Below are 25,927 nucleotides of genomic sequence, written 5' to 3' on the forward strand. Positions count from 1 at the left end.
CGCATGCGATCGTCCGTTCGGTCTACCCCACAGTGCAAACAGATGACCAACGTGTGGTTTACACGGAGGGATCAGTGGCCCGCCTCGTGCCAGGTACGCCCGATTCCGACCGAAACGTCCAGCGGCACCCGCAGCGGATAGGCATCGCCCATCTCGCGCCGGACCAGCTCCTCGACCTGCTCGCGCTCCCCCTCGGCCACCTCGAGCACCAGTTCGTCGTGCACCTGCAGCAGCATCCGCGAGGACAGCTTCTGCGCCGCCAGCGCCTGGTCGACCTTGAGCATCGCCACCTTGACGATGTCGGCCGCCGACCCCTGGATCGGCGCGTTCAGCGCCATCCGCTCGGCCATTTCGCGGCGCTGCCGGTTGTCGCTGGTGAGGTCGGGCAGGTAGCGGCGCCGGCCCAGCATGGTCTCGGTCCAGCCGACCATGCGGGCCCGCTCGACCACCTCGCTGAGGTAGTCGCGCACCCCGCCGAACGTCTCGAAGTACTCGTCCATGAGGCTCTGCGCCTCGGCCACCGCGATGTTGAGCTGCCGGGACAGCCCGTACGACGACAGGCCGTAGGCGAGGCCGTAGTTCATCGCCTTGATCTTGGCCCGCTGCGCCGGGCTGACCTCGTCGGCCGGCACGTCGAACACCCGCGACGCGGTGACGGAGTGGAAGTCCATGCCGGACGCGAACGCGTCGATCAGCGCCTGGTCGTCGGACAGGTGCGCCATGATGCGCATCTCGATCTGGCTGTAGTCGGCGCTGAGCAGCGCCTCGCACTCCGGGCCGACGACGAACGCCTCGCGGATGCGCCGCCCCTCGTCGGTGCGGATCGGGATGTTCTGCAGGTTCGGGTCGGTCGACGACAGCCGCCCGGTGGCGGCGATGGTCTGCACGAATGTGGTGTGGATGCGGCCGTCGTCGGAGACGGAGCTCAGCAGCCCCTCGACGGTGACCCGCAGCTTGGACGCGTCGCGGTGGCGCAACAGCGCGGCCAGGAACGGGTGCTCGGTCTTCGCGTACAGCTCGGCCAGCGAATCCGCGTCGGTGGTGTAGCCGGTCTTGGTGCGCTTCGTCTTCGGCATGCCGAGGTCGTCGAAGAGGATCGCCTGCAACTGCTTCGGCGAGCCGAGGTTGACGTCGCGGCGGCCGATGGCGTCGTAGGCGTCGTCGGCGGCCTGGGCGACGTTGCCGGCGAACTCGGACTCCAGCGCCTGCAGGTGGTCGAGGTCGACGGCGATGCCGGCCCGCTCCATGCCGGCCAGCACGCCGACCAGCGGCAGCTCGACCTGCTCGAGCAGCGTGTGGCCGCCCTTCTTGTCCAGCTCGGCCTCCAGCGCCTCGGCGAGGTCGAGGACGGCCCGGGCCCGGACGGTCTCGTCGGCGCCCAGCTGCTCCTCGTCGCCGCCGTCGAGGGAGAGCTGGACGGCGCCGCCGGCGTCCTCGGCCCGCAGCTCGCGGTTGAGGAAGCGCAGCACGAGGTCGGCGAGGTTGTAGGACCGCTGGCCGGGCAGCGCGAGGAACGCCGTCAGCTCGGTGTCGGCCGCGAGGCCCTGCAGCGGCCAGCCGCGGGCGGCCAGCGCGTGCATCGGCCCCTTGGCGTCGTGCATGACCTTGCCGCGGGCCGGGTCGGCCAGCCAGCCGGCGACGGCGGCGTCGTCCTCGGGCGTCAGGCCGGCGGGCTCGAACCAGCCGCCGGCGCCGTCGCCGGTCGCGATGGCCACCTCGGTGATCTCGCCGGTACCGCGCGACCAGTGGCCGCGCACCGACAGCCCGGCCCGGCCCTCGCCCAGGTGCTCGGCGAGCCAGCCGGCCACCTCGCCGGGGTTGAGGTGCACCGCATCGATCTCGAAGCCCTCCTCGGCCTCCGGTGCGGTGTCGGGCTCGAGGTACTCGTAGAGGCGGTCGCGCAGCACCCGGAACTGCAGGGTGTCGAAGAGCTGGTGGACGGCCTCGCGGTCCCACGTCTGCCGGATGAGGTCGTCGAGGCGGACGTCGAGCGGGACGTCGCGGACCAGCTCGGTGAGCTGCCGGTTGGTGAGCACCTGGCCGAGGTGGGCACGCAGCGCGTCGCCGGCCTTGCCCTTGACCTCGTCGACCCGCTCGACCAGCGACTCCAGGCCACCGAACTCGACCACCCACTTGACCGCGGTCTTCTCACCCACGCCGGGGATGTTGGGGAGGTTGTCCGACGGGTCGCCGCGCAGCGCCGCGAAGTCGGGGTACTGCGCCGGGGTGAGTCCGTACTTCTCCAGCACCGACTCTGGCGTCATGCGGTTCAGGTCGGACACCCCGCGACGCGGGTAGAGCACCGTCACCCGGTCGGTGACCAGCTGGAAGGCGTCGCGGTCGCCGGTGCAGATGGAGACGTCGACGCCGTCCTTCTCGGCCATGCTGGCCAGCGTGGCGATGACGTCGTCGGCCTCGTACCCGTCCTTCTCCACGTACGGGATCTTGAGCGCGCCCAGCACCTCCTTGACGAGGTCGAGCTGGCCGCTGAACTCCTCCGGCGACTTGGTGCGGTTGGCCTTGTACTCCGGGAACGCCTCGCTGCGGAACGTCTTGCGGGACACGTCGAAGGCCACCGCGACGTGCGTCGGCGCCTCGTCGCGCAGCACGTTGATGAGCATCGACGTGAAGCCGTACACGCCCTCGGTGTGCTGGCCGGTCGTCGTGACCAGGTTGGCGTCCTTCAGCGCGTAGAACGCGCGATAGGCCAGCGAGTGACCGTCGAGGAGCAGGAGGCGGGGAGTATCGGATGCGGCAACCACGCGGCAACAGTAGTAGCCGCCTCCGACAATGTCGCAGGGTCCGGGGAGATATCGTCCGGGCCATGACCGACTCCGTCGCCGCGTACAACCGGCAGCCCGGCCTGCCGTCCTCGTCGCTGGACTCGAGGATGGGCATCGAGTACCTCGAAACGAGCGCCGAGCGGGTCGTCGCCCGGATGCCGGTCGAGGGCAACACCCAGCCGTTCGGCCTGCTGCACGGCGGCGCGTCGGCGGTGCTGGCCGAGAGCGTGGGCTCGGTCGCGGCCAACCTGCACGGCGCGCCGGACCGCTACGCCGTCGGCGTCGACCTCAACGCCACCCACCACCGCGGCGTCCGGTCCGGTCACGTCACCGCGGTCGCCACGCCGGCGCACCTGGGCCGCAGCTCGGCCAGCTACGAGGTCGTCATCACCGACGACGAGGACCGGCGGGTCTGCACCGCGCGGCTCACCTGCTTCCTGATCCCGATCGAGCCCGGCGACTGACGGCGGCATGTTCCCGGGGTTCGGCACCGTCCTCAACGTCGTCACCGTCGTCGCCGGCTCGGCCGCCGGCCTGCTCGTCGGCCACCGGCTGCCCCAGCGCACCCGAGACGTGGTCACCGACGCGCTCGGGCTGGTCACGCTGCTCATCGCGGCGCTGTCCGCGGCCGCCGTCCTCGACGCCGGGTTCGCCGAGTCCGTCGGCGACTCCGCGACCGTGCTGATCGTGCTGGGCGCGCTGCTGATCGGCGGCATCGCCGGCTCGCTGCTTCGGATCGAGGCCCGCATCGAGGACGTCGGCGCCGGCCTGCAGCGGCGGCTGTCCCGTGACGGCGACGGCGAGGCCCGGCGGCGCTTCATCGAAGGCTTCCTCACCACGTCGCTGCTGTTCTGCGTCGGTCCGCTGACGATCCTCGGCTCGCTCTCCGACGGCATGGGCCTGGGCTACGACCAGCTGGCGCTGAAGGCGACGATGGACGGGTTCGCCGCGGTCGCGTTCGCGGCGTCGTTCGGCTGGGGCGTCATGGCCTCCGCGCTCGCCGTCCTCGTCGTCCAGGGGCTGCTGACGCTGGGCGGCGTGGCGGCCGGGAACCTGCTCGGCGACGCGTACGTGTCCGCCATCACAGCGACGGGCGGGCTGCTGCTCGTCGGCGTCGCGCTGCGGCTGCTGCGGATGAAGCCGCTTCCGGTCGGCGATCTGCTCCCCGCGCTGCTCGTGGCTCCGCTACTTGTCAGTATTGTTGCCGCGATTAGGTCCTGACGTGCGGGAACGCGTTGACGTCACCATGTGGTATCGGTCCGGACTCGGGCCCCTCGTAGCCTCGGAGACGTCCCAGAAGCGAGTTATGCTCCGGCACGAACGTCTGACGATCGGACGACCGATCTGACGTGTGGCTGCCACACGTGAGCCGGTCCTGGGAGCGGGAGGTACATCACACGTGCAGAAGCTGGCCAGATGTCTGGGAGCGCTGCTCGCTGTCCTGGCCGCCGTCCTGCTCGCCGCGCCCACCGCGGCCGCCCAGGGCAGCGGCGAGACGATCCATGGCACGCTCACGTACCAGGACGCGCCGGTCGCCGGCGTCACCATCACCGTCTCCTCCGCCGACGGCGACGAGATCGGGACCGCGCAGACCGCGGCCGACGGCACCTGGGAGGTGCCGGTGCCCGGCCCGGGCGACTACACCGTCGTGCTCGACGCGGCCACGCTGCCGTCGACGGCGCCCGGCGTCGCCCGCGACACCATCGAGACCACCGTCAACCCGCAGCAACGCAAGGTCGTGCTGTTCCGCGTCGGCGCCCCCGAGGGCGGCGGCGATCAGCCGTCACCATCGGCGACCTCGCCGTCCGAGGGCGGCGAGGAGGAGGGCCAGGCGCCCGGCGAAGGCAGCGCGGAGGCCGAGGCCGGCGAGGACATCACCGCCACCGCCGGCAACAACCAGCTGCTGCAGCTGTTCGTCAGCGGCATCCGCTTCGGGCTGATCCTCGGCCTGGCCGGGCTGGGGCTGTCGCTGGTCTTCGGCACCACCGGTCTCACCAACTTCGCGCACGGCGAGCTGATCGTGTTCGGCGCGGTGGCGGCCTTGCTGATGAACCAGGCCGGCGTCCCGATCCTGCTGGCGGCGCTGCTGGCGACGCTGCTCAGCGCCGTGTTCGGCTGGGGCCAGGATCGCGGGTTCTGGCGGCCGCTGCGCAAGAAACCCACCGGCCTGATCGCGCTGATGATCATCTCGATCGGTGTGTCGCTGTTCCTGCGCTACCTGACGCAGTTCATCATCGGCGGCGGCCGCGAGACCTACGACCAGTACACGTACCAGAGCCCGGTCTCGATCGGCCCGCTCAGCATCACCCCGCGCGACCTCATCATCATGGGCATCTGCGTGGTGCTGCTGGCCGCCGTCGCGCTGGCGCTGACCCGGACCCGCATCGGCAAGGCCACTCGCGCCGTCGCCGACAACCCGGCGCTCGCCGCCGCGTCCGGCATCAACGTCGACCGCGTCATCACCGTCGTGTGGACCGTCGGCACCGCGCTGGCCGGCCTCTCGGGCATCTTCTTCGGCATGATCCAGGGCGTCGACTACCTCATGGGCATGCGGATCCTGCTGCTGGTGTTCGCCGCGACGGTGCTCGGCGGGCTCGGCACCGCCTGGGGCGCCATGGTCGGCGCGCTGGTCGTGGGCGTGTTCATCGAGGTCTCCGCCTACGTCGTCCCATCGGAACTCAAGACGGCCGGTGTGCTGGTCGTGCTCATCCTGATCCTGCTGGTCCGGCCCCAGGGCATCCTGGGCCGCCGCGAGCGGGTCGGCTGAGGCGGAAGGAGCAACGACCATGGACTGGGGAAACATCCTCGAGCTGTCGCTGCGCGAGCTGGTCGGCGTCCAGGCGATCGTGTTCGCCCTCGCCGCCATCGGCATCAACGTGCAGTTCGGCTACACCGGCCTGCTCAACTTCGGCCAGGCCGCATTCGCCGCCGTCGGCGGGTACGGCGTCGCCGTCATCGTCACCACGTACGGCTGGTCGTTCTGGCTCGGCCTGGTGGTCGCCGTCGCGGCGGCGGTCGTGCTGGCCCTGCTGCTGGGCGTCCCGACGCTGCGGCTGCGCGCGGACTACCTCGCGATCGTCACCATCGCCGCGTCCGAGATCGTCCGGCTGGTCGGCAGATCGGCGTGGGGCCGCGACGTGTTCGGCGGCTCCGACGGCATCACCGGCTTCAGCAGCGCGTTCTACGACCTCAACCCGTTCACCGAACCACTGGAGCTCGGCCCGTTCGAGTTCCGCGAGCGGGTGCTGTGGGTGCTGGCGGTCGGCTGGGCGCTGGTGGCGATCTGCACGCTGGTCGTCTGGCTGCTGATGCGCAGCCCGTGGGGCCGCGTGCTCAAGGCCATCCGCGAGGACGAGGACGCCGTGCGCAGCCTCGGCAAGAACGTCTACGCCTACAAGATGCAGTCGCTGGTCATCGGCGGCGTCATGGGCGCGTTCGCCGGCATCGTCTACTCGCTGTTCCAGGGCGCGATGCAGCCGGACGTCTACGCCACCAACTTCACCTTCTTCGCCTACGCCATCCTGATCCTGGGCGGCGCGGCGACCGTGTTCGGCCCGGTGCTGGGCGCCGCGATCATCTGGTTCTCCTTCCAGTTCATCGACCTCGCGCTGCGAGGCGCCATCGGCGAGGGGTACATCCCTGACTGGCTGATGGATTCCAACGACACCGGCGCCGTACGATTCATGTTGACCGGCGTCGTCCTGGTGCTCCTGCTGGTGTTCCGCCCGCAGGGCATTCTCGGCGACCGGAGGGAGATCGCGCTCGATGCCCGCTGACGACCTGACGCCCTCGGCGTCTCTGACGGCCAAGCGCGAAGCCGCCGTGGCCGCACTGGCCGACGTCCCCCGCGAGCCGGGGGCCAAGAAGCCCGACCCGATCCTCGTCGCCGACGACGTCAAGCGGCACTTCGGCGGCCTGCTGGCCGTCGACGTCGACCACGTCGAGATCCAGCGCGGCTCCATCACCGCCCTGATCGGCCCCAACGGGGCCGGCAAGACGACGTTCTTCAACCTGCTCACCGGCTTCGACCGGGCCAACTCCGGGTCGTGGTCGTTCAACGGGCGGTCGCTGCACGGCACGCCGCCGTTCAAGGTGGCCCGGGCCGGCATGGTGCGCACGTTCCAGCTGACCAAGGCGCTGTCGAAGCTGACGGTCATCCAGAACATGCGGCTGGGCGCCACCGGCCAGCGCGGCGAGTCGTTCTGGCGCGCCATGCTGCCGTTCACCTGGCGCGCCCAGGAGACCGCCATCACCGAGCGGGCCGAGGAACTGCTGGCCCGGTTCAAGCTCGACACCAAGCGCGACGACTTCGCCGGCTCGCTCTCCGGCGGCCAGCGCAAGCTGCTCGAGATGGCCCGCGCGCTCATGGTCGAGCCGGAGCTCGTCATGCTCGACGAGCCGATGGCCGGCGTCAACCCGGCGCTCACCCAGTCGCTGCTGCAGCACGTGTCCAACCTGCGCGAGCAGGGCATGACGGTGCTGTTCGTCGAGCACGACATGGACATGGTCCGCGACATCGCCGACTGGGTGGTCGTCATGGGACAGGGCAAGATCCTCGCCGAGGGCCCGCCGGAGACCGTCATGTCCGACCACAAGGTCATCGACGCCTACCTCGGCGCCCACCACGACCAGTCGCTGGCGGAGCTGGAACAGGAGCTCGAGGCGGGCACGCTGACCGAGGAAGAGCCGGCCGCGGCCGAGACGGGGGACGGACGATGAGCCAGCGCGAGACCACCACCGCGGCCGACCGCTCGGTCCACGTGGACGCCGCCGAGGGCGCCGTCCTGCGCGCCGACGAGGTCGTCGCCGGGTACGTCGAGGGCGTCAACATCCTCACCGGCAGCGACCTCTACTGCCAGCAGGGCGAGATCGTCGGCATCATCGGCCCCAACGGCGCCGGCAAGTCGACGCTGCTGAAGGCGCTGTTCGGGCTGGTGCGGGTGCGCTCGGGCACGGTCACGCTCAAGGGCGAGGACATCACCAACCTGCCCGCCAACGAGCTCGTGTCGCGCGGCGTCAGCTTCGTGCCGCAGACGAACAACGTCTTCCCCGGCCTGACCGTCGAGGAGAACCTCGAGATGGGCGTCTACCAGGCCCCGAAGACGTTCGCCAAGCGGTTCTCGTTCGTCACCGACCTCTTCCCCGCCCTCGGCGACCGGCGCAAGCAGCGCGCCGGCTCGCTGTCCGGCGGCGAGCGGCAGATGGTGGCGATGGGCCGGGCCCTGATGGCCGACCCCAGCGTCATCCTGCTCGACGAGCCGTCGGCCGGCCTCTCCCCCGTCCTTCAGGACGAGGTGTTCATCCGCACCCGCGAGATCAACCGGGCCGGCGTTTCGGTCGTCATCGTCGAGCAGAACGCCCGCCGCTGCCTGCAGATCTGCCACCGCGGCTACGTGCTCGACCAGGGCCGCAACGCCTACACGGGCACCGGCCGCGAGCTGATCAACGACCCCAAGGTGATCGAGCTCTACCTCGGCTCGCTGGCCCGCGTCTGACGGTCGTCCAACCGCAGCAACGAAAGAGGCCCCGCCGGGAGATCCCGGCGGGGCCTTCTCGTTGGCTCAGTTCACTCCGACATGGTCCGCTCGACGAAGTCCAGCGGGGTCAGCGTGTTGTCCGGGCCGTACTGGTAGACGCCGATGGTGGCCGTCTCCGGGTCACCGGCCTCGGTGAACTCGATCGGGCCGGAGACACCGTTGTAGTCGATGTCCTCGCCGTCGGCGAGCAGGCCGGCGCACTCCTCGAACGTCGTGCACGCGGTGCCCTCGCGGGACACGTCGACCAGGTTGTCGGCGATGTCACGGCTCTCGACCGACTCGGCTGCGATGGACGCCAGCGCCAGCAGGACCGTCGCGTCGTACGACTCCGGGCCGTAGTTGAAGTCCTGCAGCTCCGGGTCGATCTCGAGCATCTGGTTGCGGAAGTCGTCGCCGATCTCCGCGCCCGGCTGGGTGCCCTTGTTGCCGTCGAGCAGGCCGGCGGGCAGCTGGTCACCGTAGTTCGACAGGTTGCCGTCGACGAAGTACAGCGGGATCTGCTGCGGGCCGATGTTCTGGTTGACCAGCTCGGGGATGATCGTGACGGTCTCCTCGAAGCCGATCAGCGCGATCGCGTCAGGCGCGGCCGCGGCGATCTGGCTGACCTCGGACGTGTAGTTCGAGGCCTGCGGGTCGTACACGATCTGCGCCGCGACGGTGCCGCCGCCGCTCTCGAGCGTCTCGGTGAGGTACTGCGCGAGGCCGTTGCCGTAGGCGTCGTCGAGGTTCATGATCGCGACGTTGGCGTGGCCGTCACCGAGGATCGTGTCGCCGAGCACCTGGCCCTGCAGCACGTCGGACGGCGCGGTGCGGAAGTACAGCCCGTCGTCGTTGTACGTGGTGAAGTCGGGCGAGGTGTTGGCCGGCGAGAACATGATGGTCTCGTCCTGGACGATGCGGTCGAGCACCGTGAACGACACACCCGACGAAGCGGCGCCGATGATGGCCGCGACACCCGCGTTGAGCAGCGAGTCCGTCGACTGCTGGGTGACGGCCGTGTTGCTGGCGTCGCTGGAGTCGGTGTGCGTGACCTCGACGTCGTGTCCGAGGACGCCACCGGCCTCGTTGATCTCCTGGATGGCCAGGTCGACGCCGGCGAACTCCGGCGGGCCGAGGAAGGCGAGGTTGCCGGTCTCGGGGAGCAGGGTGCCCAGGCGCAGCGGGTCCTCGCTGGTCGCCTGCTCACCACCGTCGCCGGTCGCGGCCGGCGACTCGTCGTCCGAACCGCCGTCGTCGTCGCCACCACAAGCAGCCAGCACGAGCGAGGCCGCTCCGGCGACGGCAAGAGACCGCCACAGTCGCGATGTGCGGGTCATGAGATTTCTCCTTCGCCGAGCCGGCGCCGTCCCCTGGCGCCGGTTGGGTCTGCGATGATTTCCGAAACCTATGCCCCGGAGGGGACAAACGCAGTAGTCGTGCGCAACCAGGATCATCTTGTTAGGACACTGTGACCTTGCACATCATCCGTCGGCGGCGGCGGATTCCCACCTATCGTCCCGCAGGACGCTGAACCGGACGCTGCCCCCGCTGCGGTCGCCGTACTCGTCGAAGGACACCTCTCCGGTGGCGCCGGCGAAGTCCAGCTCGCTCAGCTCGCCCAGGCAGCCCTTCCGCGCCGACGACGCCGAGCTGGCCGGCGGCAGGCAGCGCGCCAGCACCGTGCCGACGGCCGTCGCGGCGTCGTAGGCGGCGGCGCCGAACTCGCCCAGCGCGACGCCGGTCTGCTCGGCCAGGCTGCCCGAGCGGATGCCCGCCGTCGCGTCCAGCTCAGCCGGCTCGGCCCGGACGGCGCCGTCCGGGCCCGTCTCCGCGAACTCGCCGCCGAACGCCGTGGCGCCGAGCAGGGTCGCCTCCAGCCGGGCGGTCCGCACCTGCTCGCTCACCTGGACCGCGACCTCCGGGTCGCCGGCCACGAACACGGCGGTCGCGCCCTCGGTCTTCGCCTGCGCGACGACGGCGGCGACGTCGGCCCCGCTGGCCACGATCGCCCCGCCGGCCGCGTCGACGGCGTCGGTGAACGCCCGCACCTCGGCCGGGTCGCCCCCGTCGATCACCGCGACGGTGTCGGCGCCCAAGCCGCTGACGGCGTAGCGGGCCAGCGCCGCGGCCGGCGGCTCGGCGCCCACCGCCGTCCGGTAGTAGGAGCGGTACGGACGCAGCGGCGCGGCCGGGTCGGCGCCCAGCGTGTGCGCCGGCACCACGTCGGCGGGCGACACGAACAGCACGTCTTCGTCGTCGAGGATCGGCTGCGCGGCCCGCACCCCCGGCGTCGTCAGCCCGCCGATCACCGCGACCGCGTCGCCGTCGGCCAGTTCCGTCACCGCCTCCGCGGCGGCGTCGCCCTTCTCGCCCTCGTCGACCGCGACGACCTCGACCGTCCAGCCGCCGATGTCGCCGGCCCGCTCCTCGATCGCGGTGCGCACCGCGGCCACGACGCCCTCGCCGTCGGCCTGCTGCCAGCCGCTCTGCGGCACGAGCACGCCGACGGTCGCCGTCTGTGCCCCGGCGTCCTCGTCCCCGAGGGCGCCGACCATCCCGCAGGACGGGAGCAGTGCGGCGGCCGCCGTCAGCGCGGCCCACCCCGCGCCACGACGCAACGACATGTCAGCTCTTCGGCTCGCCCTCGGACTCGGACAGGACGACCTTCGCCACCTCGCGCATGGACGTGCGCTTGTCCATGGCGGCCTTCTGGATCCACCGGAAGGCGTCGGGCTCGCTCAACCCGTAGCGGGTCTGCAGCAGGCCCTTCGCCCGGTCGACCAGCTTGCGCGTCTCGAGCCGCTCGTTGAGGTCGACGACCTCGTTCTCGAGCTGGGTGAGCTCCTCGTGCCGGGACAGCGCCATCTCGATGGCCGGCACCAGGTCGGCCTTGCTGAACGGCTTCACCAGGTACGCCATCGCGCCGGCGTCCCTGGCCCGTTCGACGAGGTCGCGCTGGGAGAAGGCGGTCAGGATCAGCACCGGTGCGATGCGCTGCTCGACGATGCGGGCCGCGGCGGAGATGCCGTCGAGCACCGGCATCTTCACGTCCATGACGACGAGGTCGGGGCGGTGCTCCTCGGCCAGCCGGACGGCGCTCGCGCCGTCCGCGGCCTCCCCCACCACCTCGTAGCCCTCTTCACCCAGCATCTCGATCAGGTCGAGGCGGATGAGCGACTCGTCCTCGGCCACGAGAACACGTCGGGCGGGCGCGGCTGGCGTAGGCGTTTCGGTCACCCGGGAAGCCTACTCGGCGCATGTTACGGAGAAAGGTAGGCTAGGCCCCTGTCGTGGCCGAGAGCCCGGCCCGGTAGGCAAATTGGCAAAGCCGGCGCACTCAAAATGCGTTGTTTGCGGGTTCGAGTCCCGCCCGGGCTACCCCTTCTCCTCCCGCAGTCACCGGCTCATCCGGCCGACGGGACGGCGCGCTCAACCGAAGCTCGGGTGGTGCGGTCGGCATGCGGCTGAGCAGAACCGCAACGTCTCCTACGGCGCCGAGCTCGAAGACCCACGCGTCCTGGCGTTCGTCGAAGTGCTCGCTCGAATCCCGCACTCCGCGACTCAGCACGGCCGAGGCAGCGTCCAACTCGAGCTGATCCCGCAACCTCTCGCCCCGCAGCATGCGCCTGTCGTACGCAGCACACTCTCGCCGGGTCGCCCTTCCTCATTGCTGCCGCGGAAGCCCGGCAGAGGTGGGAGGCGTGGATCGTCGGCGCACGAGTCGAGTCCCCCGGCAGAGCAAGATCGGCTCGGGGTTGCGCAAGAAGGCGGCCCACAGGCGGCCCGGCCGTCGCCGAGCATTCGTCAGTATGGGTATTCGTCGCGTTCCGGCCGCGGTGGCGGCCATCCTGCTCGGCATGACGACGCTGGCCGGGCCGGGCCAGCAAGAGGCGGTGGCGCTCGGGCCGATCGAGGACCTCGGCACGCCGGTCACCGACTACAGCGTGCTCGACGTCGAGGTCGGGACCGACAGCCTGGGGAACCCCCGGCTGTACGGCAGCACGTACGCGATCGGCGCCAGCCCCGGCGTCGTCTTCTTCGGCGTCGACCCCGCCACCGGCACCGTCACCACACAGAAGTCGATGGCCGGCTCCTACGGCGGCTACCACGTCGCCCGGCGGGCCAGCGACGGCTCGATCTTCCTGCCGACGATCTCCTCGGACTCGATCGGCCGGCTGTGGCGCTACGACCCGGCGGCCGACGCTGTCTCCGTCGCCGCGTACCAGCAGGAGCCGGCCTACTCGTTCTTCTTCGGCATCACGGCGACGTCATGGAACAGCATGTACGTGGGCGGGTATCCGTCGGGGCACCTGAACGAGTTCACGACGGCAGGCAACCTGGTCGACAAGGGGCTGGTGTCCAGCGGATCGACGTACCCGAAGGGCATCGCCGAGGTGTCGTCGAGTCCGAAGACGGTGCTCGTCGGCGGCGGATCGCCGGCCAAGGTCACCGTCGTCAACCTCGACACCGGCACCCGCGCCGAGGTGCTCCCCTCCGCCTACGCCGGCTACTCCTTCGCCTACAACGCCTACCGCGCCGGCTCGGACATCCTGGTGCAGCTGGTGACGCCGGACACCAAGATCCTGCGCTACACCGTCGGCGGCAGCACTGTGACGTTCGCCGGCGAGCTGCCAGGACTGACGAACGCCTGGACGCTGCCGATCACCGGCAGCCAGGTCTACGGCCAGGGCAGCTGCGGCGGCAGCACCGGCCTGATCCGCTACGACCTCGTCACCCAGACGTGCACGTTCCAGGTCGCCGGCGGCCAGTGGCTGGGCAGCCGGATGCACTACGTGACGATCGGCGGCCAGCAGTGGATCGCCAGCGTCGGCGCCAAGGGCATGTTCGGCCGCTGGAACCCGGTCACCGGCCAGGTCGTCACGAACCAGCTCAGCCTGCCCGGCCACCCGACCGCCATCACCGCGCTCGCGCAGGGCCCGGACGGCAAGCTCTACGGCGGCACCTACGAGACGAACGCGCTGTTCCGCTACGACACGACGACGACGGTGCTCGGCAAGGTCCCCGGTGGTGGCGGCGAGATCCTGTCGATGGCCAGCGCGAACGGCAAGCTGTTCATCGGCGCCTACACCGGCGCGGCGATGAACGTCTACGACCCGGCGCTGCCGTGGAACCCCGGCTCGTCCGCCGGCAGCAACCCACGCTTCACCGGCGCGATCGGCAGCCAGCAGGGCCGCCCCTGGGACATGACGGTCGGCAGCGACGGTCGCATCTGGACCGCGACCGGCGCCGAGTACGGCCAGCTCTCCGGCGCCATCACCGCGACGAACACGACGTCGCCGTTCGCGAGCCAGTCCTGGCGCGGCGTCTTCGGCGACCACAACATCTTCTCGATCGCCTCCGGCGGCGGGAAGGTCTTCGTGGGCACCACCAAACACGGTGACGGCGTCAACGCGACCGGCTACGAGCAGTTCGGGGTCTGGGACATCGCGACACAGACGCTGCAGTTCAGCGCCGCCATCGACTTCGTGTCGGACTACTTCTACGCGCTGTGCTACGCGTCCAACGGCATCCTGTACGGCTCGACCGACAGCGGCCAGCTGTTCCGCTACGACCCGGCGACGAACACGATCTTGTCGTCGGTGAGCTTCTCGTACGGTCCGGTGCTCGGCATGATCAACGGGCCGGACGGGAAGGTCTACGGCCACACCGGCAGCACGATCTTCTCCATCGACCCGGTGACGAACACGACGACGGTGCTCGCCACCACGCCGACCAGCTACTACCGGACCCTGGCCTTCGACGCCAACGGGTACCTGTACTGGGCGAACGGCCCTCGGCTGATGCGGATGGACGTGCTGTAGGGGGCTCAGGCCGGCCGGCAGGCGCCGGTCTTGCGCGCACTCCGCGGTGTAGCTAAGGTACCCCTACCGGGTATCTGTACCAGAGGAGCCGACATGAGCACGCAGCAGGTGGACATCGCGCCGGCGACGATCGCGGAGACCGACGCGCTGACCACGATGGTCCGCACCTCCGCCGCCTACTCCGGCGAGTACCGGACGATGGTCGCGAACCAGACAATCGACGCCGCGTACATCGAGCGGCACGTCGTCCGGGTCGCGCACGGCCCGGACGGCGAGCTGCTCGGGTTCGCGACGCTCCAGGTCCCGGGGCGCGGCGGGCCCGGCGAGGGCGAGGTCGACTTCATGTTCGTCGCCGACGGGCTGCAGGGCCGCGGCATCGGCCGGCTGCTCGTCGACGACCTGCGGCGCGAGGCGGCGAAGCTCGGCCTGGTCCGGCTGCACGCCGTCTCGCACCCGCCGTCGGCCGGGTTCTACCGCAGCTGCGGCTTCCGCGACGTCGGCGTCATCGAGCCGTACGGGCGGATCGGCTGGAGCCGACCGCACCTGATCCTGACGCTGGACTGACGGCGACGGTCTGAGTCAACGAGCCCGCAGCGCCTTGCGCAGTTGCCGGCGACGACGCCAGCCCGGCCGCCGGGCGCTGACCGAGCCCATGCTCGCCACGCCTGTGACCTGTACGACCGCACGCGGACCGGCCGGCGGCGGCACCCTGACGTCGACGGCGGAGAACCGGCTCTCGACGTCGACCTCGATCGCGACATCCTCGGGCACCACCAGCTGCAGCGACGAAGCGGACAGGTCCACCTCGATGTGGCAGCCGCGGCCGGCGAACTCGGCCTCGGTGAAGTCGAGCACGACCGCCGACATCGACGCGGTGACGGTGAGCCGCTCCGGCGCCACCCAGTGGCCGGTGCGCTGCCCGGGCGACCCCTGGGCGCGGATCGCCACCGGCTCCCCCGCCGGGCGCGCCGCCACGCCGTCGTCCAGATCGGCGATGACGGCGTCCAGCTCGCCGCGGGTGCGCGCGGCCAGCGCCGAGCCGAGCCGTTCGTCCAGCTCGTCCAGGCCCAGCCGCCCATCGGCGGCCGCCGCCCGGACCCGCTCGGCGACCTGCTCCCGCTCGGCGTCGGAGACCCGCTGCAGCGCGCGCCGGGCGGCGTCGTCATCGGCCATGGCGCGATCCTATGACCCGCCGCCCGGCGCACAGAGGGTCAGCGCTCCTCGCGGAACTCCACGTGCCGCTGCGCGACCGGGTCGTACTTGCGCAGCACCAGCCGGTCGGGGTCGTTGCGGCGGTTCTTCCGGGTGACGTAGGTGTACCCGGTGCCGGCCGTCGAGCGGAGCTTCACGACGGGGCGCAGTTCGGTGCGAGCCATGGGTGTCCTTTCAGGTGGTTCGGACGGCGGTCAGCCCTGCCGGGCCTTCAGCCGCGGGTTCTGCTTGTTGACGACGAACAACCGGCCACGCCTGCGCACGACCTGCGAGCCCGGCTGGTTCTTCACCGACCGGAGCGAATTGCGGACCTTCATGACGACACCTTCCTTCTGAGAACGCTTCTCATAACACCCTCAGTGCCGCCGCTGTTCCCCACCTCGACTCAGCGCGGTTTGACCCCTCCGCCGAGCGGCCGGTAACGTTCCCCACCCCTGAGCGACGCCTCTGTCGACTGGCGGGTGGGGCACTGCCCGCCCGACTCGACGGAGGCTTCTTCGTGTCCACCGCTTCCCCACTCCGGCAGCGCGACTTCCGCCTGCTTCTGCTCGGCCAGACGACGAGCCAGTTCGGCGCTCAGGTCAGCGGCATCGCGATCCCGCTGCTCGCCGTCCTCACGCTCGACGCGTCGGCCCTCGAGGCCGGGCTGCTGGCCGCGGCGTCGACGCTCGCGTTCGCCGTCATCGGCCTGCCCGCCGGCGCCTGGATCGACCGCGCCCGCCGCCGCCCCATCCTGATCGCCGCCGACGCCGCCCGCGCCGCGTTGCTCGCCACGGTCCCGCTCGCCGCCGTGCTGGGCGTGCTGACGATGACCCAGCTGATCGTGGTCGCGCTGCTGACCGGCGTCGCCCGGGTGTTCTTCGACATCGGCTACCAGAGCTACCTGCCGGTCGTGATCGGCCGCGACCGGGTGCTGGCCGGCAACTCCGCCATGGAGACCGTCCGCGCGTCGGGTCAGTTCGCCGGCCCGGGCCTGGGCGGCTGGCTGACCGGCCTGCTCGGCGGCGCGGCCGTCGTGCTGGTCCAGGCCGTGACGTTCGTCGTGTCGGCGATCGCGCTGGCCGCCATCCGCACCCCCGAGCCGGCCCCGTCACGGACCGCGCGCACCCACCTGCGCGCCGAGATCCGCGCCGGGCTCGCCTTCGTCCGGCACACGCCCGCCCTCCGTGCCACGGCCCTGACCAGCGCCGTCGCCAACTTCGGCTTCGCCGTGGCCGCCGCGGTCTCGATGATCTTCATGACCCGGACGCTGCAGTTGCCCCCGTCGGCGATCGGCCTCGTCGTTGCCGCCGGGTCCGCGACAGTCATGGCCGCGGCGGCGGTGACGCCGTGGCTGTCGCGGAGGGTGGGGTCGGCCCGGATCGCCTGGCTGTGCCTCGTCGTCACCGGCCCGGCCGGCCTGCTGGTGCCGCTGGCCGAGCCCGGCTGGACGGCGATCGCGTTCCTCGTCGTGGGGATCGGCGCGGGCGAGGCCGGCCAGGTCGTCTACGCGATCGCCAGCGTGAGCCTGCGCCAGCGGATCACCCCCGACGCGCTGCTCGGCCGGGTCAACGCCACCATGCGGGTGCTGATCATGGGCGCGTTCCCGCTCGGCGGCCTGGCCGGCGGTGTGCTGGGCGAGCTGGCCGGGGCGCGGGCGACGCTCTGGGTGTGCGGCGTCCTGACGCTGCTCACGCCACTGCCGCTGTGGTGGACGCTGCGCCGTGTCCGCGACGTCGACGACCTCACCGCGGCCGCCTCGTGAGCATCATGCGACGGTCGCGGCGCGCAGCGGTGCCAGCGCGCCGGCCCAGGTGACCAGTTCGTCGAGCATCGTCGCGGCGAGCGCGGCCTGCCGCTCGCGCGGCGCCGGGCGGACGAAGTCGGCGAAGTCGTCGTAGAGGGAGAGGGCGACCTGAGCGCGGACGTCGGCGACGAGGAGCATGCCCATGACGCCGCGGAGGTGCTCGACCGCGCGGATGCCGCCGTCGGCGCCGTAACCGACGAAGCCGGCGGCCTTGTGGCGCCACTCGGCGTAGACGAGGTCGATCGCGGTCTTCAGCACGCCCGGGTAGGAGTGGTTGTACTCCGGCGTCACGAAGACGAACCCGTCGAACGCCGCGACCGTCTCAGCCAGCCGCAACGTGTGCGGACGGGAGTACTGGCCGGTCGACGCGGGCAGCGGCTCGTCCAGGTGCGGGAGGTCGAAGTCGGCGAGGTCGACCAGCTCGTACTCGGCGTCGCCGCGCTGTTTGGCCAGGTCGAGGAGCCACTGGGCGACGGCCGGGCCGACGCGGTCGGGCCGGGTGCTGCCGATGATGATCGCGATGCGTGTCATGTCCTCGACGCTAGGAACGAAACCCGGCCGGGGGTATGGGCGCGCGTCTCGCCGTCCTGCGCGATCGTCTCGCGGCCGGCGGCGAGGCGAGACGATCGCCGTACGCTGGACGGCGTGGACCCCTTGAGCCAGGTCGTCGCCGTCATGCGGACCGGACGGCCGCACTCGCTCCGGCTGCAGGCGGCCGGCACGTGGGGCTGGCGGTACCCGGAGGTGCGCGGCGCGGCCTTCCACGTCGTGCTGCAGGGATCGGGCTGGCTGCGCCCGGACTCCGGCGACCCGGTCCGGCTCAGCGCCGGCGACGTCGTCCTGTTCCCGCACGGCACCGGGCACGGGCTGTCCTCCGGCCCGTCGACGCCGCTGACCGAGCTGTGCGAGGGCGATTCCGGGCACCGGGTCCTCGCCGCCGGGACGCAGGCGGACGCGCCCGAGCTCGTGGTGCTGTGCGGGCAGTACCTGCTCGACCGCGACCGCCCGCACCCGATGCTGGCCGCGCTCCCCGACGTCGTGCTGCTGCCGAACCGGCTCGGCCGGCACCCGTCGCTGCACGCCGCGGTCGAGCTGCTCGGCCGCGAGGTCGAGGCGCCGGAGGCCGGGTCCGACCTCGTCGTGCCGGCCCTGCTCGACGTGCTGCTGCTGTACGTGCTGCGGGCCTGGTTCAGCGGGACGGACTGCGCGGGGACGCACACGGCCGGCTGGGGCGCGGCACTGAGCGACGACGCCGTGGCCGCCGCGCTCGCCGTCATCCATGCGAGCCCGGAGCGGCCGTGGACGGTGGAGTCGCTGGGCGCGGTGGCGGGACTGTCGCGGGCGGCGTTCGCGCGCCGGTTCAGCGCGCTCGTCGGCACCGCGCCGCTGGCCTATCTGACCTGGTGGCGGATGACGACGGCGGCGCGGCTGCTGGCCGAGACCGACCTGCCGGTCGGCGCCGTCGCCCGCCGTGTCGGCTACGCCTCGGAGTTCGCGTTCGCAGCCGCGTTCAAGCGTGAGTACGCCCGGCCGCCGGGCCGGTATCGCAGCGAGCGGACGGCCGCCTGAGCTCGGTGACGGCGGCAGCCAGCAGGCCCGCGTGCCGCACCGCCCACGCGTCGGCGAGCACCGCGACGTCGGCCAGCTCACCCTCGTCGACGACGAACGACGCGACCGGCAGGGCCGCGCCAAGGCTGTCCAGGACGGGGCGCAGCTGCAGGTCGGCGGCTCGGCGCTCCGACGGCGTGCGCGAGAGCGTCACCGGGACGACGACCGTGCCGCCGAGCGCGGCGTCGGGCAGCCGGTCGAGGAACAGCTTGAGGACGCCGGTGTACGACGCCCGGCTGACCGGCGTCGCCAGCACGACGACATCGGCGCCGATCACCGTGTCGACCAGCTGCGCGACGCCCGCGGACGGGACGCCGACGAGGTCGGGCACGTACGCCGTCAGGTCGACGACGTCGCGCCAGACCGGCGGCTGCGGCAGCCGGCCGGCCAGCTCGACCGCGAACGCCGCCGCGACCGCCCGGATCCGCGACGACGGCGCCGTCCCGGCCGTCAGCACCACCAGGTCGACGGGGCGATCGGGCATGACGGCTCCTCGGTCGGGCGGCGGCGAGGCTTTATCCTATCAACTCAGTAGGATTTAGCGGGACGCGAAAACTCGCGCGCGAGCCGCGGCCGCCGGATGTTACCGTCGGCCGCATGCAGCGCGCTGACGTGACGACGACGCCGGAGACGGTCCCGGCGCGCTGATTCCTGTCCACCGACGCCCGGGGCGAGTGCCCCGGAGCGCCGCCGCGTGGTCCACTCGCCTCGAACACCTGAGGAGACCACGATGCACGACCATCGCAAGCTCGGCCGCGAGCTGGAGCTGTTCGGCTCCGACCCGCTGATCGGCGCCGGCCTGCCGTACTGGCTGCCGGCCGGCGCTGCCGTCCGCCACGCGCTGGAGGAGTACGTCCACGCCGTCGAGCGACGGGCCGGCTACCAGCACGTCCACTCCCCCGTCCTGGCCAAGCGCGAGCTGTACGAGCTGTCCGGCCACTGGTCGCACTACCGCGACGACATGTTCGCGCCGATGCCAGCCGGCGGCGAGGAGCTCGTGCTGCGGCCGAGCCTCTGCCCGCACCACGCGCTGATCTACCGCTCCCGCGGCCGCTCGTACCGCGAGCTGCCGCTGCGGATCGCCGAGCTCGGCGGCATGTACCGCGCCGAGGCGTCCGGCGTGCTCGGCGGGCTGACCAGGGTGCGGGCCATCCAGCTCAACGACGCGCACATCTTCTGCCCGGTCGACGCCGCCGCGCAGGAGGCGGCCGCCGCGCTCGCGCTGATCCGCGACGCCTACGCGGCGATGGGCATCGAGCCGGCCCGGGTCCGGCTGTCGCTGCCCGGCCCCGGCGGCAAGTACGCGGGCTCGTCCGCGGCGTGGGAGCGCTCGGCCGAGCTGCTGGTCGAGGCGCTGGCCGTGTCGGGCCTCTCGTACGAGGCGGAGGAGGGCGAGGCGGCGTTCTACGGTCCCAAGATCGACGTGCAGATCGTCGACGCGGCCGGCCGCGAGTCGACCCTGTCCACCGTCCAGATCGACTTCCACCTGCCGGAGCGGTTCGGCCTGGAGTACGTCGGCGCCGACGGCGAACGGCACCGGCCGGTGATCGTGCACCGCAGCATCGTCGGCAGCCTGGAGCGGGCGGTCGCGCAGCTGATCGAGGTGCACGGCGGCGCGTTCCCGGCCTGGCTGGCGCCGGTGCAGGTGGCGATCGTGCCGGTCGCTGCCGGGCAGTCCGCCGCGGCCGAGGCTGTGCTGGCGCGCTGCCTCGACGCCGGACTGCGGGCGGAGATCTCCGGGGCGGACGACGGCAGCGTCGGCGCCCGCGTGCACGCCGCCAGGCTGGCGCCGTACGTCGCCGTCGTCGGCCCGCGGGAGGCGGCGGATGACGAGGTCGCGCTCCGGCTGCGTGACGGCGGGCGGCTCGAACCGCTGGCTGTTGTAGAGGCGGTGGCGCGGATCGCCGCGCGGGTCGGTGGCCGGTCGGCGGAGCTCTGGTGACGATGCCGGGGTTCTCGTGCGCCGGGCTCTCGTTGGTTGGGTTCGCCACGTTCGGGTGCCCCCCTCGCTTGCCCATTGTCCGGTCTCGGGACCACGCCTCAAGTCCGCGCGCCCTGGCGGCGCTTGGACTTGACCCGTGATCCCGAGACCGGGGGCAAGACTCGGAGGGGGCCACCCGGAGAAGGGGCCCTGGCTCTCGGGCTCGCTGGGCTTTTGGTTCGTTGGCCGCTTGCGGTTCGCTTGTGGGCTTTCTTTTGTTGGCTACCGGCTTCGCTGTCCTCTGTGTTCGCTGGCCGCTGTCTGGTCGCTTGCTGTGCTCTGTTCCAGGGTGTCGATCTTCTTCTTCAGGCGGCGGAGGATGCGGATGATGAGCCGCGAGACCTGCATCTGGGTGACGCCGAGCTCATCGCCGATCTCTTGCTGGGTGCAGCCGCGGAAGTAGCGCAGGTAGAGGATGCGGCGCTCGCGCTCGGTGAGCGTGCGGCAGGCGGCGGCCATGGTCAGCACGGCCTCGACGCGGAGGTAGGCGGGGTCGGAGACGCCGAGGAGGTCGCCGAGGGTGGCGCCGTCGCCGTCGGAGTCGAGGGCGGGGTGATCCAGGGAGACCGTGGCGTAGCAGTCGGCGGCGCGGGTGGCCTCGAGGACGTCCGTGAGGTCGGCGCCGAGGTGGGCCGCGAGCTCGGCGGGGCTCGGGAGGGTCCCGCGGGTCTGCGAGATCTCCTCCGCCGCCGCGCTCATCGCCGAGCGGAGCTCCTGGACCCGCCGGGGTGGACGGACCGACCACGCGTGGTCGCGAAAGTAGCGTTTCACCTCGCCGACGATGGTCGGGACGGCGAACGAGACGAAGTCGTCGCCGCGGTCGGCGTCGAAGCGCTGGGCGGCGGCGACCAGCCCGGCGCTGGCCACCTGGGTGAGGTCCTCCGCGTCGACGCCTCGACCCAGGTAGCGCCGGCTGATCGCCTCAGCCAGCCCCAGGTTGCGGACGACGACGTCCTGGATGGCCCGTTGACGGTCGGGACCGGACAGCCGGGCGGCCCGGCGGAGCAGATCGTTGGTGAGCTCGTCGTGCTCGCGGCGCTCTTGCAGAGTCGGCATACGCACACCCCTTCGCATCCGAAGCAGGTGGCACGCTGTCTGACCACGGGCTCCAGGCCAGGGATGTCATGGTCATCCCGAGCCTTGTGAGAATTCAATCCACTCGCATTTCCGGCCCGATGTCAACCGATACGGCCACATCCGTCCGGCCGCTCACGACGACGCGACGAGCTCGGCCACCACCACCCCGAACGACGGCAGCGTCACCTTCGTGGTGAGGTCGGCCCGGTCCAGGACGCTGGTCAGCCGGTGGCCCGCGGGCACCCGGCACCCGGCCGTGACCTCGTCGGCCGAGAGGTTGACCAGCCAGACGTAACGGCGGCCGCTCTCGTGGGTGAGACCGTCGACGACCACGCGGGCATCGTCGACGGTGACGGCGGGAGCGGCGCCGGCCGCGTGGGCGAGGGCCCGGTACAGCCGGTGCACGACGTCGTCACGGTGGGCGTCGGGCCGAGCGGAGCCGAAGTACTCGACCGGGTACGTGCCGACGTAGACCGCGCCGTCGCCGACCGTGCGGCGCAGCAGCGCCGGGCGGCCGCGCTGGTCCCGGGCCAGCACGACGGTGCCGGCGTCGGGCGACGGCTCGGCCAGCGGCAGCATCGCCCGCGCCTGGTCGGTCCCGGCGAACGGAAAGGCGAGCGTCGTCCCCGCCGCCAGGTCGCCGAGGCCGGCCTCGAACCGCCACTCGACGACGTCGTCGACCTCCTCGCGCAGGCCGTAGCGCAGCGTGTGCCGTGCTCCGGTGACGCCGTCGACGTCGGGCCACCAGGAGCCGCGGTGCGCGCCGCTCACGCCGGCGAACCAGGACAGGTACACATGGCTGCCGGCCCGGGCCCAGTCCTCCAGCAGGTCGAACGCCGGCGCCGTCAGCAGCTTGTTCGACGGGACCAGCACCAGCCGCGGCCGCTCCCCCGGGTCCAGCGACTCCTCCCGCACCACCGCCGGTGCGAGATCCGCGACCTTCGCCGCGAGATAGGCATGCTCGGTGATCGGCGTGATGCAGCGCCGGTCGGCGTCCGGGATGCGCGGATGCAGATCGAGGTACGACGGGAGCACGATGGCCGTCGCCGTGTCGGTGCGCCGGCAGCCCGCCACGTCGACCGCGTCGAGCACCGACCGGAACGCCGCCAGCTCACGCAGCGGCGCCTTCGGCGTGCCGTCCGGCAGCGTCAGCCCGAAGCCCAGCTCGAACGGGTGATGCCGGTACGGGTCCTGCGCGGTCAGGTCGAAGTCGGTGTTGTTCCAGGCGATCCAGCCGGTCGCGCCGGCCAGCAGCGACGAGTGCAGCGCCTGCCGGTAGAAGTGTGCGGCGTTGGCCTCGGAGCTGAGCGCGTTCGGCACACCGAACTCCTCCAGCACGACCGGCGGGCCGAAGTGCGACAGCTCGCAGGCCAGCGCCGCCGCCCAGTGCACCCGGGCCTGGTCGTTGCCCATCGGGTAGCTGTGCGGGCCGGCGAAGTCGACGAGGTCGAGCTGGCGGCGCAGCCGGAACCCGTTGTCGGTCCCGTACAGCTCCTTCGTCCACGCGCCGTCACCCAGCGACACCGGCAGCGACGACCCGCCGGCCCGGACGGCCTGCGTGCACACGATCGCCCACGCCCGCACGTCGTCCGGCTCGGCCGTGCCGGCGTAGTTGGTGAACTCGTTCGAGATCAGCCACCCGGCGATCGCCGGCGACGAGCCGAACCGGCGCACCGTCTCGGCGATGAAGAACGCCTGCTGGCCGAGCATGAACCCGTCGGTGTAGAGGTCGCGCCCGTGCCGCCATGCGACGTCCCAGTCCTCGCCGGACATGTGCCCGACGAGGAACGTCGGGATGGTCCGCACGCCTTCGTCGGCGCAGGTGTCGAGGAAGCGCTGGTAGCGCCCGCAGAACGCGTCGTCGACGACGTCGGGCGCGGGCTGGAAGTCCGGCCAGAACAGGAACGACCGGGTCAGCTCCAGGCCGTGCTCGCGCAGCACCCGCAGCTCGCGGCGCACGACGGCGTCGTCGTAGTCGCGCCACATGAACGGCCCGCCGGCCGCGGACCAGTAGTTCGCGCCCAGCCAGGTGGCGCCGGCCAGGCGCGGGCTCGGCCGCGCGATCGTGCCGGGATCAGGCGTGCTCAACGATCCAGCCCTCCAGTCCGGCGTCCAGGCCGGGATCGGTCGAGGTGAGGTCCAGGACGCCGTCGGCCCAGCTCGGGTCGACGGCGGCGGCGCGGCCCTCGCGCCACTGCGAGACGGCCACGGGCGGACGGGCACAGGGCAGCCGCAGCGTCCCGGCGCCGATCGGAACGACGGCGACCCGGCCGGCCGCCGGCGCGCTCAGATCCACGTCGTCCAGCGCGACGACCGCCCAGCGGCCGGTGTACTCGACGCCGGCCGGCGCGGCGCCGTCACGCAGGCACAGCGCCGTCAGCACGCCGTCCTCCAGCCGGCCCCAGGAGCGCACGTCCGGTTCGGCGGCGAGCGACCCGACGGACGAGCTCAGCCACAGCGGCCGCCACGACGCGGTGCGACGGTGCCAGCGGTTCAGCGCCCGCCGCCGGGCCAGCGCCCGCACGTCGCTGGAGGACGGCAGCACCGCGCCCGGCACCCCCAGCACCGCCGTGTCCAGCAGCACCTCGTCGTCCTGTGCCCAGTCGTAGCCGCTGGACCCGTTGACGGTGACGCCGACGCCGCCGGCCAGCGCCGCCCACACGCTCCAGTGCCGGTGCCCGGCGCCCTCGTGCGCCGCGCCGTGGTCGCCCATGTCGTCCATCGCGACGACGTCGGCCAGCGCGAGGTGCAGCGGGTGCAGCCCGTAGACCAGGATCGCGACGTCCGGGTCGGCGCGCCGGGCCGCCTCGGCGACGATGCGGTGCAGCTCCTGGCTCAGCCGCTCGCCGCGCAGGGCCGGGTCGGCCGGCACGGCGACGTCCGGGCCGGGCAGGCCGTAGCCGAAGTCCAGCTTGAGGATCGCCGGGCGCTGGTCGCGCACCAGCGCCTCGGTCCGCTGGGCCAGGAACGCCCGCGTCCGCGGTGAGCTGGGGTCCAGGCACCAGTGCTGCGCCGGGTCGCGTGGGTCCTGCGCCCAGTTGGCCCGGCGCGGCCGGCCGTCGGCGCCGCGCAGCAGGTCGTCGTCGGTGAGGCCGACGGCGGCCGGGTCGTCGATCCAGCCGACCGACTGCCAGAACCCGACCGCGAGCCCGTCGGCGCGGGCCGCGTCGAGGTCGGCGGCGAAGTCCGGGAACCGGCCCAGGTGCGGCACGCCGCTGGACACCATGGTCTCCCACTGGTCGTCCAGGACGAGCGCCTCGCACTCCAGGTCGCGGGCGACGCGCGCCGCCCCCGGCAGGTCGTGCGTCCCGGACCGGAAGTCACCCCACGTGTTCCAGACGCTCAGCGCGGCCCGTGGCGACCGCGTCCGGTCGGGCCGCGGGAACGAGGCGAAGTACCGATCGTAGGCATCCCACGCGGTGTCACCCCAGGTCAGGCGCAGCGGCGCGGTCCACGTCCGGACGCCGCCGGGAGCGCCCCACAGGTCCTCGCGGTACGACCAGCGCAGCCCGAAGTTCGCCGACCGCGCCTCCAGCGTCAGCGCCGCGTCCGGGACAGAGCCCGCGCCGGCCAGTAGCCAGCCGCGGTCGTCGCCGAACGCCGCCGCGTAGAGCGGCCGCGGGAACGCCGCCGCGTACGGGGCTCCGACGGCCGGGCCGAACGCCCCCAGCGGCACGGTCGCCTGGCCGAGGTCCCAGCTGCGGAAGAAGCTGGCCGCCGGTGCCGGCCGGCCGCTCGGCACGCACACGCCGCCGGCCCGCCAGTCCGGCCAGTACGGGACGTCCGCGGGCGCCGCCGCCCGCTGCTCGGGCGCCAGCGGCGACGCGCCGAACCACAGGTCGACGATCCGCACGCCGTCGGCCAGGTCCAGCGACAGCGACAGCGACGCGAGGTCGAGACCCGACTCGGTCTCGGTCCACTCGGCCTCGCCGGAGCCGGCCGCACCCAGCGACAGCGTCACGCGGCCACCGTCCACCGACGTCCCGTGCGCAGAGAGGAACGTGTGGGAACCGTCCGGCAGCACCGCCCACAGCGACGGGTACAGCGTCCCGGACCACACCTCCCCGAGCTGCGCGAACCCGGTCGACAGGTCGACGGACAGGACGTGGCCATGCCGGGCCACCGCGAGCGAGTGCTCCACC

23 protein-coding genes and 1 tRNA gene are annotated in these 25,927 nt (G+C 72.2%); 12 read left to right on the top strand and 12 right to left on the bottom strand.

All coding sequences use genetic code 11. The features are described from left to right. Window positions 1-71: 71 nt before the first annotated feature. A complete protein-coding gene (gene polA / locus C1I92_RS08835; RefSeq protein WP_111254303.1) occupies window positions 72-2,762 on the bottom strand; it encodes a DNA polymerase I in 2,691 nt (896 codons plus the stop codon). A gap of 62 nt (window positions 2,763-2,824) precedes the next feature. Between polA and C1I92_RS08840 the strand changes: the two genes are divergently transcribed. The 6 genes from C1I92_RS08840 to C1I92_RS08865 all read left to right on the top strand — a co-directional run bounded on the left by C1I92_RS08840 (window position 2,825) and on the right by C1I92_RS08865 (window position 8,278). Continuing rightward, window positions 2,825-3,247 (top strand): PaaI family thioesterase, encoded by a 423-nt coding sequence (locus tag C1I92_RS08840; protein WP_111254304.1) that lies wholly within the window; start codon window positions 2,825-2,827, stop codon window positions 3,245-3,247. A 7-nt stretch (window positions 3,248-3,254) separates the two neighbouring features. Next, window positions 3,255-4,004 carry a DUF554 domain-containing protein gene (locus C1I92_RS08845; protein ID WP_111254305.1) on the top strand — a complete coding sequence of 250 codons (750 nt, stop codon included), beginning with the start codon at window positions 3,255-3,257 and terminating at the stop codon, window positions 4,002-4,004. Between the two features lie 178 nt (window positions 4,005-4,182). Then, on the top strand, window positions 4,183-5,550 hold the full coding sequence (locus C1I92_RS08850) for a branched-chain amino acid ABC transporter permease (protein WP_199521082.1): 1,368 nt from the start codon (window positions 4,183-4,185) through the stop codon (window positions 5,548-5,550). Window positions 5,551-5,569: 19 nt separating this feature from the next. Beyond that, complete coding sequence (locus tag C1I92_RS08855) at window positions 5,570-6,559, top strand: branched-chain amino acid ABC transporter permease (protein WP_111254307.1); 990 nt, start codon at window positions 5,570-5,572, stop codon at window positions 6,557-6,559. Next, the gene (locus C1I92_RS08860; RefSeq protein ID WP_111254308.1) at window positions 6,549-7,502 is read left to right on the top strand and encodes an ABC transporter ATP-binding protein; all 954 of its coding nucleotides are present in this window, start codon (window positions 6,549-6,551) and stop codon (window positions 7,500-7,502) included. The genes C1I92_RS08855 and C1I92_RS08860 overlap by 11 nt, the downstream gene beginning before the upstream one ends. Continuing rightward, entirely contained in the window at window positions 7,499-8,278 is a 780-nt protein-coding gene (locus tag C1I92_RS08865; RefSeq protein ID WP_111254309.1) for an ABC transporter ATP-binding protein, read from the top strand. The genes C1I92_RS08860 and C1I92_RS08865 overlap by 4 nt, the downstream gene beginning before the upstream one ends. Window positions 8,279-8,349: 71 nt before the next feature. Here C1I92_RS08865 and C1I92_RS08870 read toward each other — a convergent pair whose 3' ends face one another. The 3 genes from C1I92_RS08870 to C1I92_RS08880 form a co-directional block, all read right to left on the bottom strand. Continuing rightward, complete coding sequence (locus C1I92_RS08870; protein WP_111254310.1) at window positions 8,350-9,636, bottom strand: ABC transporter substrate-binding protein; 1,287 nt, start codon at window positions 9,634-9,636, stop codon at window positions 8,350-8,352. A 144-nt stretch (window positions 9,637-9,780) separates the two neighbouring features. Beyond that, window positions 9,781-10,923 carry an ABC transporter substrate-binding protein gene (locus C1I92_RS08875; RefSeq protein WP_111254311.1) on the bottom strand — a complete coding sequence of 381 codons (1,143 nt, stop codon included), beginning with the start codon at window positions 10,921-10,923 and terminating at the stop codon, window positions 9,781-9,783. Between the two features lies 1 nt (window position 10,924). Beyond that, complete coding sequence (locus C1I92_RS08880) at window positions 10,925-11,536, bottom strand: ANTAR domain-containing response regulator (protein ID WP_233506896.1); 612 nt, start codon at window positions 11,534-11,536, stop codon at window positions 10,925-10,927. 67 nt (window positions 11,537-11,603) lie between these two features. Here C1I92_RS08880 and C1I92_RS08885 point away from each other — a divergent pair. The 3 genes from C1I92_RS08885 (at window position 11,604) to C1I92_RS08895 (ending at window position 14,685) form a co-directional block, all read left to right on the top strand. Next, window positions 11,604-11,677: transfer RNA gene (locus C1I92_RS08885), tRNA-Leu, on the top strand. 431 nt (window positions 11,678-12,108) lie between these two features. Further along, a complete protein-coding gene (locus C1I92_RS08890) occupies window positions 12,109-14,121 on the top strand; it encodes an NHL repeat-containing protein (RefSeq protein ID WP_146605067.1) in 2,013 nt (670 codons plus the stop codon). 93 nt (window positions 14,122-14,214) lie between these two features. Next, entirely contained in the window at window positions 14,215-14,685 is a 471-nt protein-coding gene (locus C1I92_RS08895; protein ID WP_111254313.1) for a GNAT family N-acetyltransferase, read from the top strand. 15 nt (window positions 14,686-14,700) lie between these two features. On the opposite strand, the gene C1I92_RS08900 is transcribed toward C1I92_RS08895, so the two are convergent. From C1I92_RS08900 to ykgO, 3 genes are read right to left on the bottom strand one after another with little or no spacing between them, the layout of a single operon-like run. Then, complete coding sequence (locus tag C1I92_RS08900; protein ID WP_111254314.1) at window positions 14,701-15,294, bottom strand: DUF1707 SHOCT-like domain-containing protein; 594 nt, start codon at window positions 15,292-15,294, stop codon at window positions 14,701-14,703. A 38-nt stretch (window positions 15,295-15,332) separates the two neighbouring features. After that, window positions 15,333-15,497, bottom strand: coding sequence for a 50S ribosomal protein L33 (rpmG, locus tag C1I92_RS08905; protein ID WP_111254315.1), 165 nt, complete (start codon window positions 15,495-15,497; stop codon window positions 15,333-15,335). A 30-nt stretch (window positions 15,498-15,527) separates the two neighbouring features. Further along, complete coding sequence (gene ykgO, locus C1I92_RS08910; RefSeq protein ID WP_111254316.1) at window positions 15,528-15,650, bottom strand: type B 50S ribosomal protein L36; 123 nt, start codon at window positions 15,648-15,650, stop codon at window positions 15,528-15,530. Between the two features lie 182 nt (window positions 15,651-15,832). Between ykgO and C1I92_RS08915 the strand changes: the two genes are divergently transcribed. After that, window positions 15,833-17,077, top strand: coding sequence for an MFS transporter (locus tag C1I92_RS08915; protein WP_111254317.1), 1,245 nt, complete (start codon window positions 15,833-15,835; stop codon window positions 17,075-17,077). A gap of 3 nt (window positions 17,078-17,080) precedes the next feature. Here C1I92_RS08915 and C1I92_RS08920 read toward each other — a convergent pair whose 3' ends face one another. Then, entirely contained in the window at window positions 17,081-17,650 is a 570-nt protein-coding gene (locus C1I92_RS08920) for an NADPH-dependent FMN reductase (protein ID WP_111254318.1), read from the bottom strand. Window positions 17,651-17,764: 114 nt separating this feature from the next. On the opposite strand from C1I92_RS08920, the gene C1I92_RS08925 reads away from it, so the two are divergent. After that, complete coding sequence (locus C1I92_RS08925) at window positions 17,765-18,688, top strand: AraC family transcriptional regulator (protein WP_111254319.1); 924 nt, start codon at window positions 17,765-17,767, stop codon at window positions 18,686-18,688. Here C1I92_RS08925 and C1I92_RS08930 read toward each other — a convergent pair. Next, entirely contained in the window at window positions 18,630-19,211 is a 582-nt protein-coding gene (locus C1I92_RS08930; RefSeq protein ID WP_111254320.1) for an NADPH-dependent FMN reductase, read from the bottom strand. The two genes, C1I92_RS08925 and C1I92_RS08930, sit on opposite strands and share 59 nt — an antisense overlap. A gap of 210 nt (window positions 19,212-19,421) precedes the next feature. Here C1I92_RS08930 and thrS point away from each other — a divergent pair, with 210 nt between their 5' ends. After that, window positions 19,422-20,669, top strand: coding sequence for a threonine--tRNA ligase (thrS, locus tag C1I92_RS08935; RefSeq protein WP_267896727.1), 1,248 nt, complete (start codon window positions 19,422-19,424; stop codon window positions 20,667-20,669). 261 nt (window positions 20,670-20,930) lie between these two features. On the opposite strand, the gene C1I92_RS08940 is transcribed toward thrS, so the two are convergent. From C1I92_RS08940 to C1I92_RS08950, 3 genes are all read right to left on the bottom strand, one after another. Beyond that, window positions 20,931-21,764, bottom strand: a complete 834-nt coding sequence (locus C1I92_RS08940; RefSeq protein ID WP_111254322.1) for a SigB/SigF/SigG family RNA polymerase sigma factor — start codon at window positions 21,762-21,764, stop codon at window positions 20,931-20,933. 153 nt (window positions 21,765-21,917) lie between these two features. Then, window positions 21,918-23,873 (bottom strand): glycoside hydrolase 5 family protein, encoded by a 1,956-nt coding sequence (locus tag C1I92_RS08945; protein WP_199521083.1) that lies wholly within the window; start codon window positions 23,871-23,873, stop codon window positions 21,918-21,920. Further along, a complete protein-coding gene (locus tag C1I92_RS08950) occupies window positions 23,860-25,926 on the bottom strand; it encodes a hypothetical protein (protein WP_111254323.1) in 2,067 nt (688 codons plus the stop codon). Before C1I92_RS08950 ends, C1I92_RS08945 begins: the two co-directional genes overlap by 14 nt. Window position 25,927 lies beyond the last annotated feature (1 nt).

The organism is Jiangella anatolica (genome assembly GCF_003236295.1).
GTDB classification, from domain to species: domain Bacteria; phylum Actinomycetota; class Actinomycetes; order Jiangellales; family Jiangellaceae; genus Jiangella; species Jiangella anatolica.

Bases quoted from the DNA above. Each gene is read 5' to 3' on its own strand.
- C1I92_RS08920 (WP_111254318.1), bottom strand. From the start codon at position 17,650: ATGACACGCATCGCGATCATCATCGGCAGCACCCGGCCCGACCGCGTC.
- C1I92_RS08840 (WP_111254304.1), top strand. From the start codon at position 2,825: ATGACCGACTCCGTCGCCGCGTACAACCGGCAGCCCGGCCTGCCGTCC.
- rpmG (WP_111254315.1), bottom strand. From the start codon at position 15,497: ATGGCTCGCACCGAACTGCGCCCCGTCGTGAAGCTCCGCTCGACGGCC.
- C1I92_RS08890 (WP_146605067.1), top strand. From the start codon at position 12,109: ATGGGTATTCGTCGCGTTCCGGCCGCGGTGGCGGCCATCCTGCTCGGC.
- C1I92_RS08895 (WP_111254313.1), top strand. From the start codon at position 14,215: ATGAGCACGCAGCAGGTGGACATCGCGCCGGCGACGATCGCGGAGACC.
- C1I92_RS08860 (WP_111254308.1), top strand. From the start codon at position 6,549: ATGCCCGCTGACGACCTGACGCCCTCGGCGTCTCTGACGGCCAAGCGC.
- C1I92_RS08870 (WP_111254310.1), bottom strand. From the start codon at position 9,636: ATGACCCGCACATCGCGACTGTGGCGGTCTCTTGCCGTCGCCGGAGCG.
- C1I92_RS08845 (WP_111254305.1), top strand. From the start codon at position 3,255: ATGTTCCCGGGGTTCGGCACCGTCCTCAACGTCGTCACCGTCGTCGCC.
- C1I92_RS08855 (WP_111254307.1), top strand. From the start codon at position 5,570: ATGGACTGGGGAAACATCCTCGAGCTGTCGCTGCGCGAGCTGGTCGGC.
- C1I92_RS08940 (WP_111254322.1), bottom strand. From the start codon at position 21,764: ATGCCGACTCTGCAAGAGCGCCGCGAGCACGACGAGCTCACCAACGAT.
- C1I92_RS08900 (WP_111254314.1), bottom strand. From the start codon at position 15,294: ATGGCCGATGACGACGCCGCCCGGCGCGCGCTGCAGCGGGTCTCCGAC.
- C1I92_RS08875 (WP_111254311.1), bottom strand. From the start codon at position 10,923: ATGTCGTTGCGTCGTGGCGCGGGGTGGGCCGCGCTGACGGCGGCCGCC.
- C1I92_RS08930 (WP_111254320.1), bottom strand. From the start codon at position 19,211: ATGCCCGATCGCCCCGTCGACCTGGTGGTGCTGACGGCCGGGACGGCG.
- C1I92_RS08865 (WP_111254309.1), top strand. From the start codon at position 7,499: ATGAGCCAGCGCGAGACCACCACCGCGGCCGACCGCTCGGTCCACGTG.
- ykgO (WP_111254316.1), bottom strand. From the start codon at position 15,650: ATGAAGGTCCGCAATTCGCTCCGGTCGGTGAAGAACCAGCCGGGCTCG.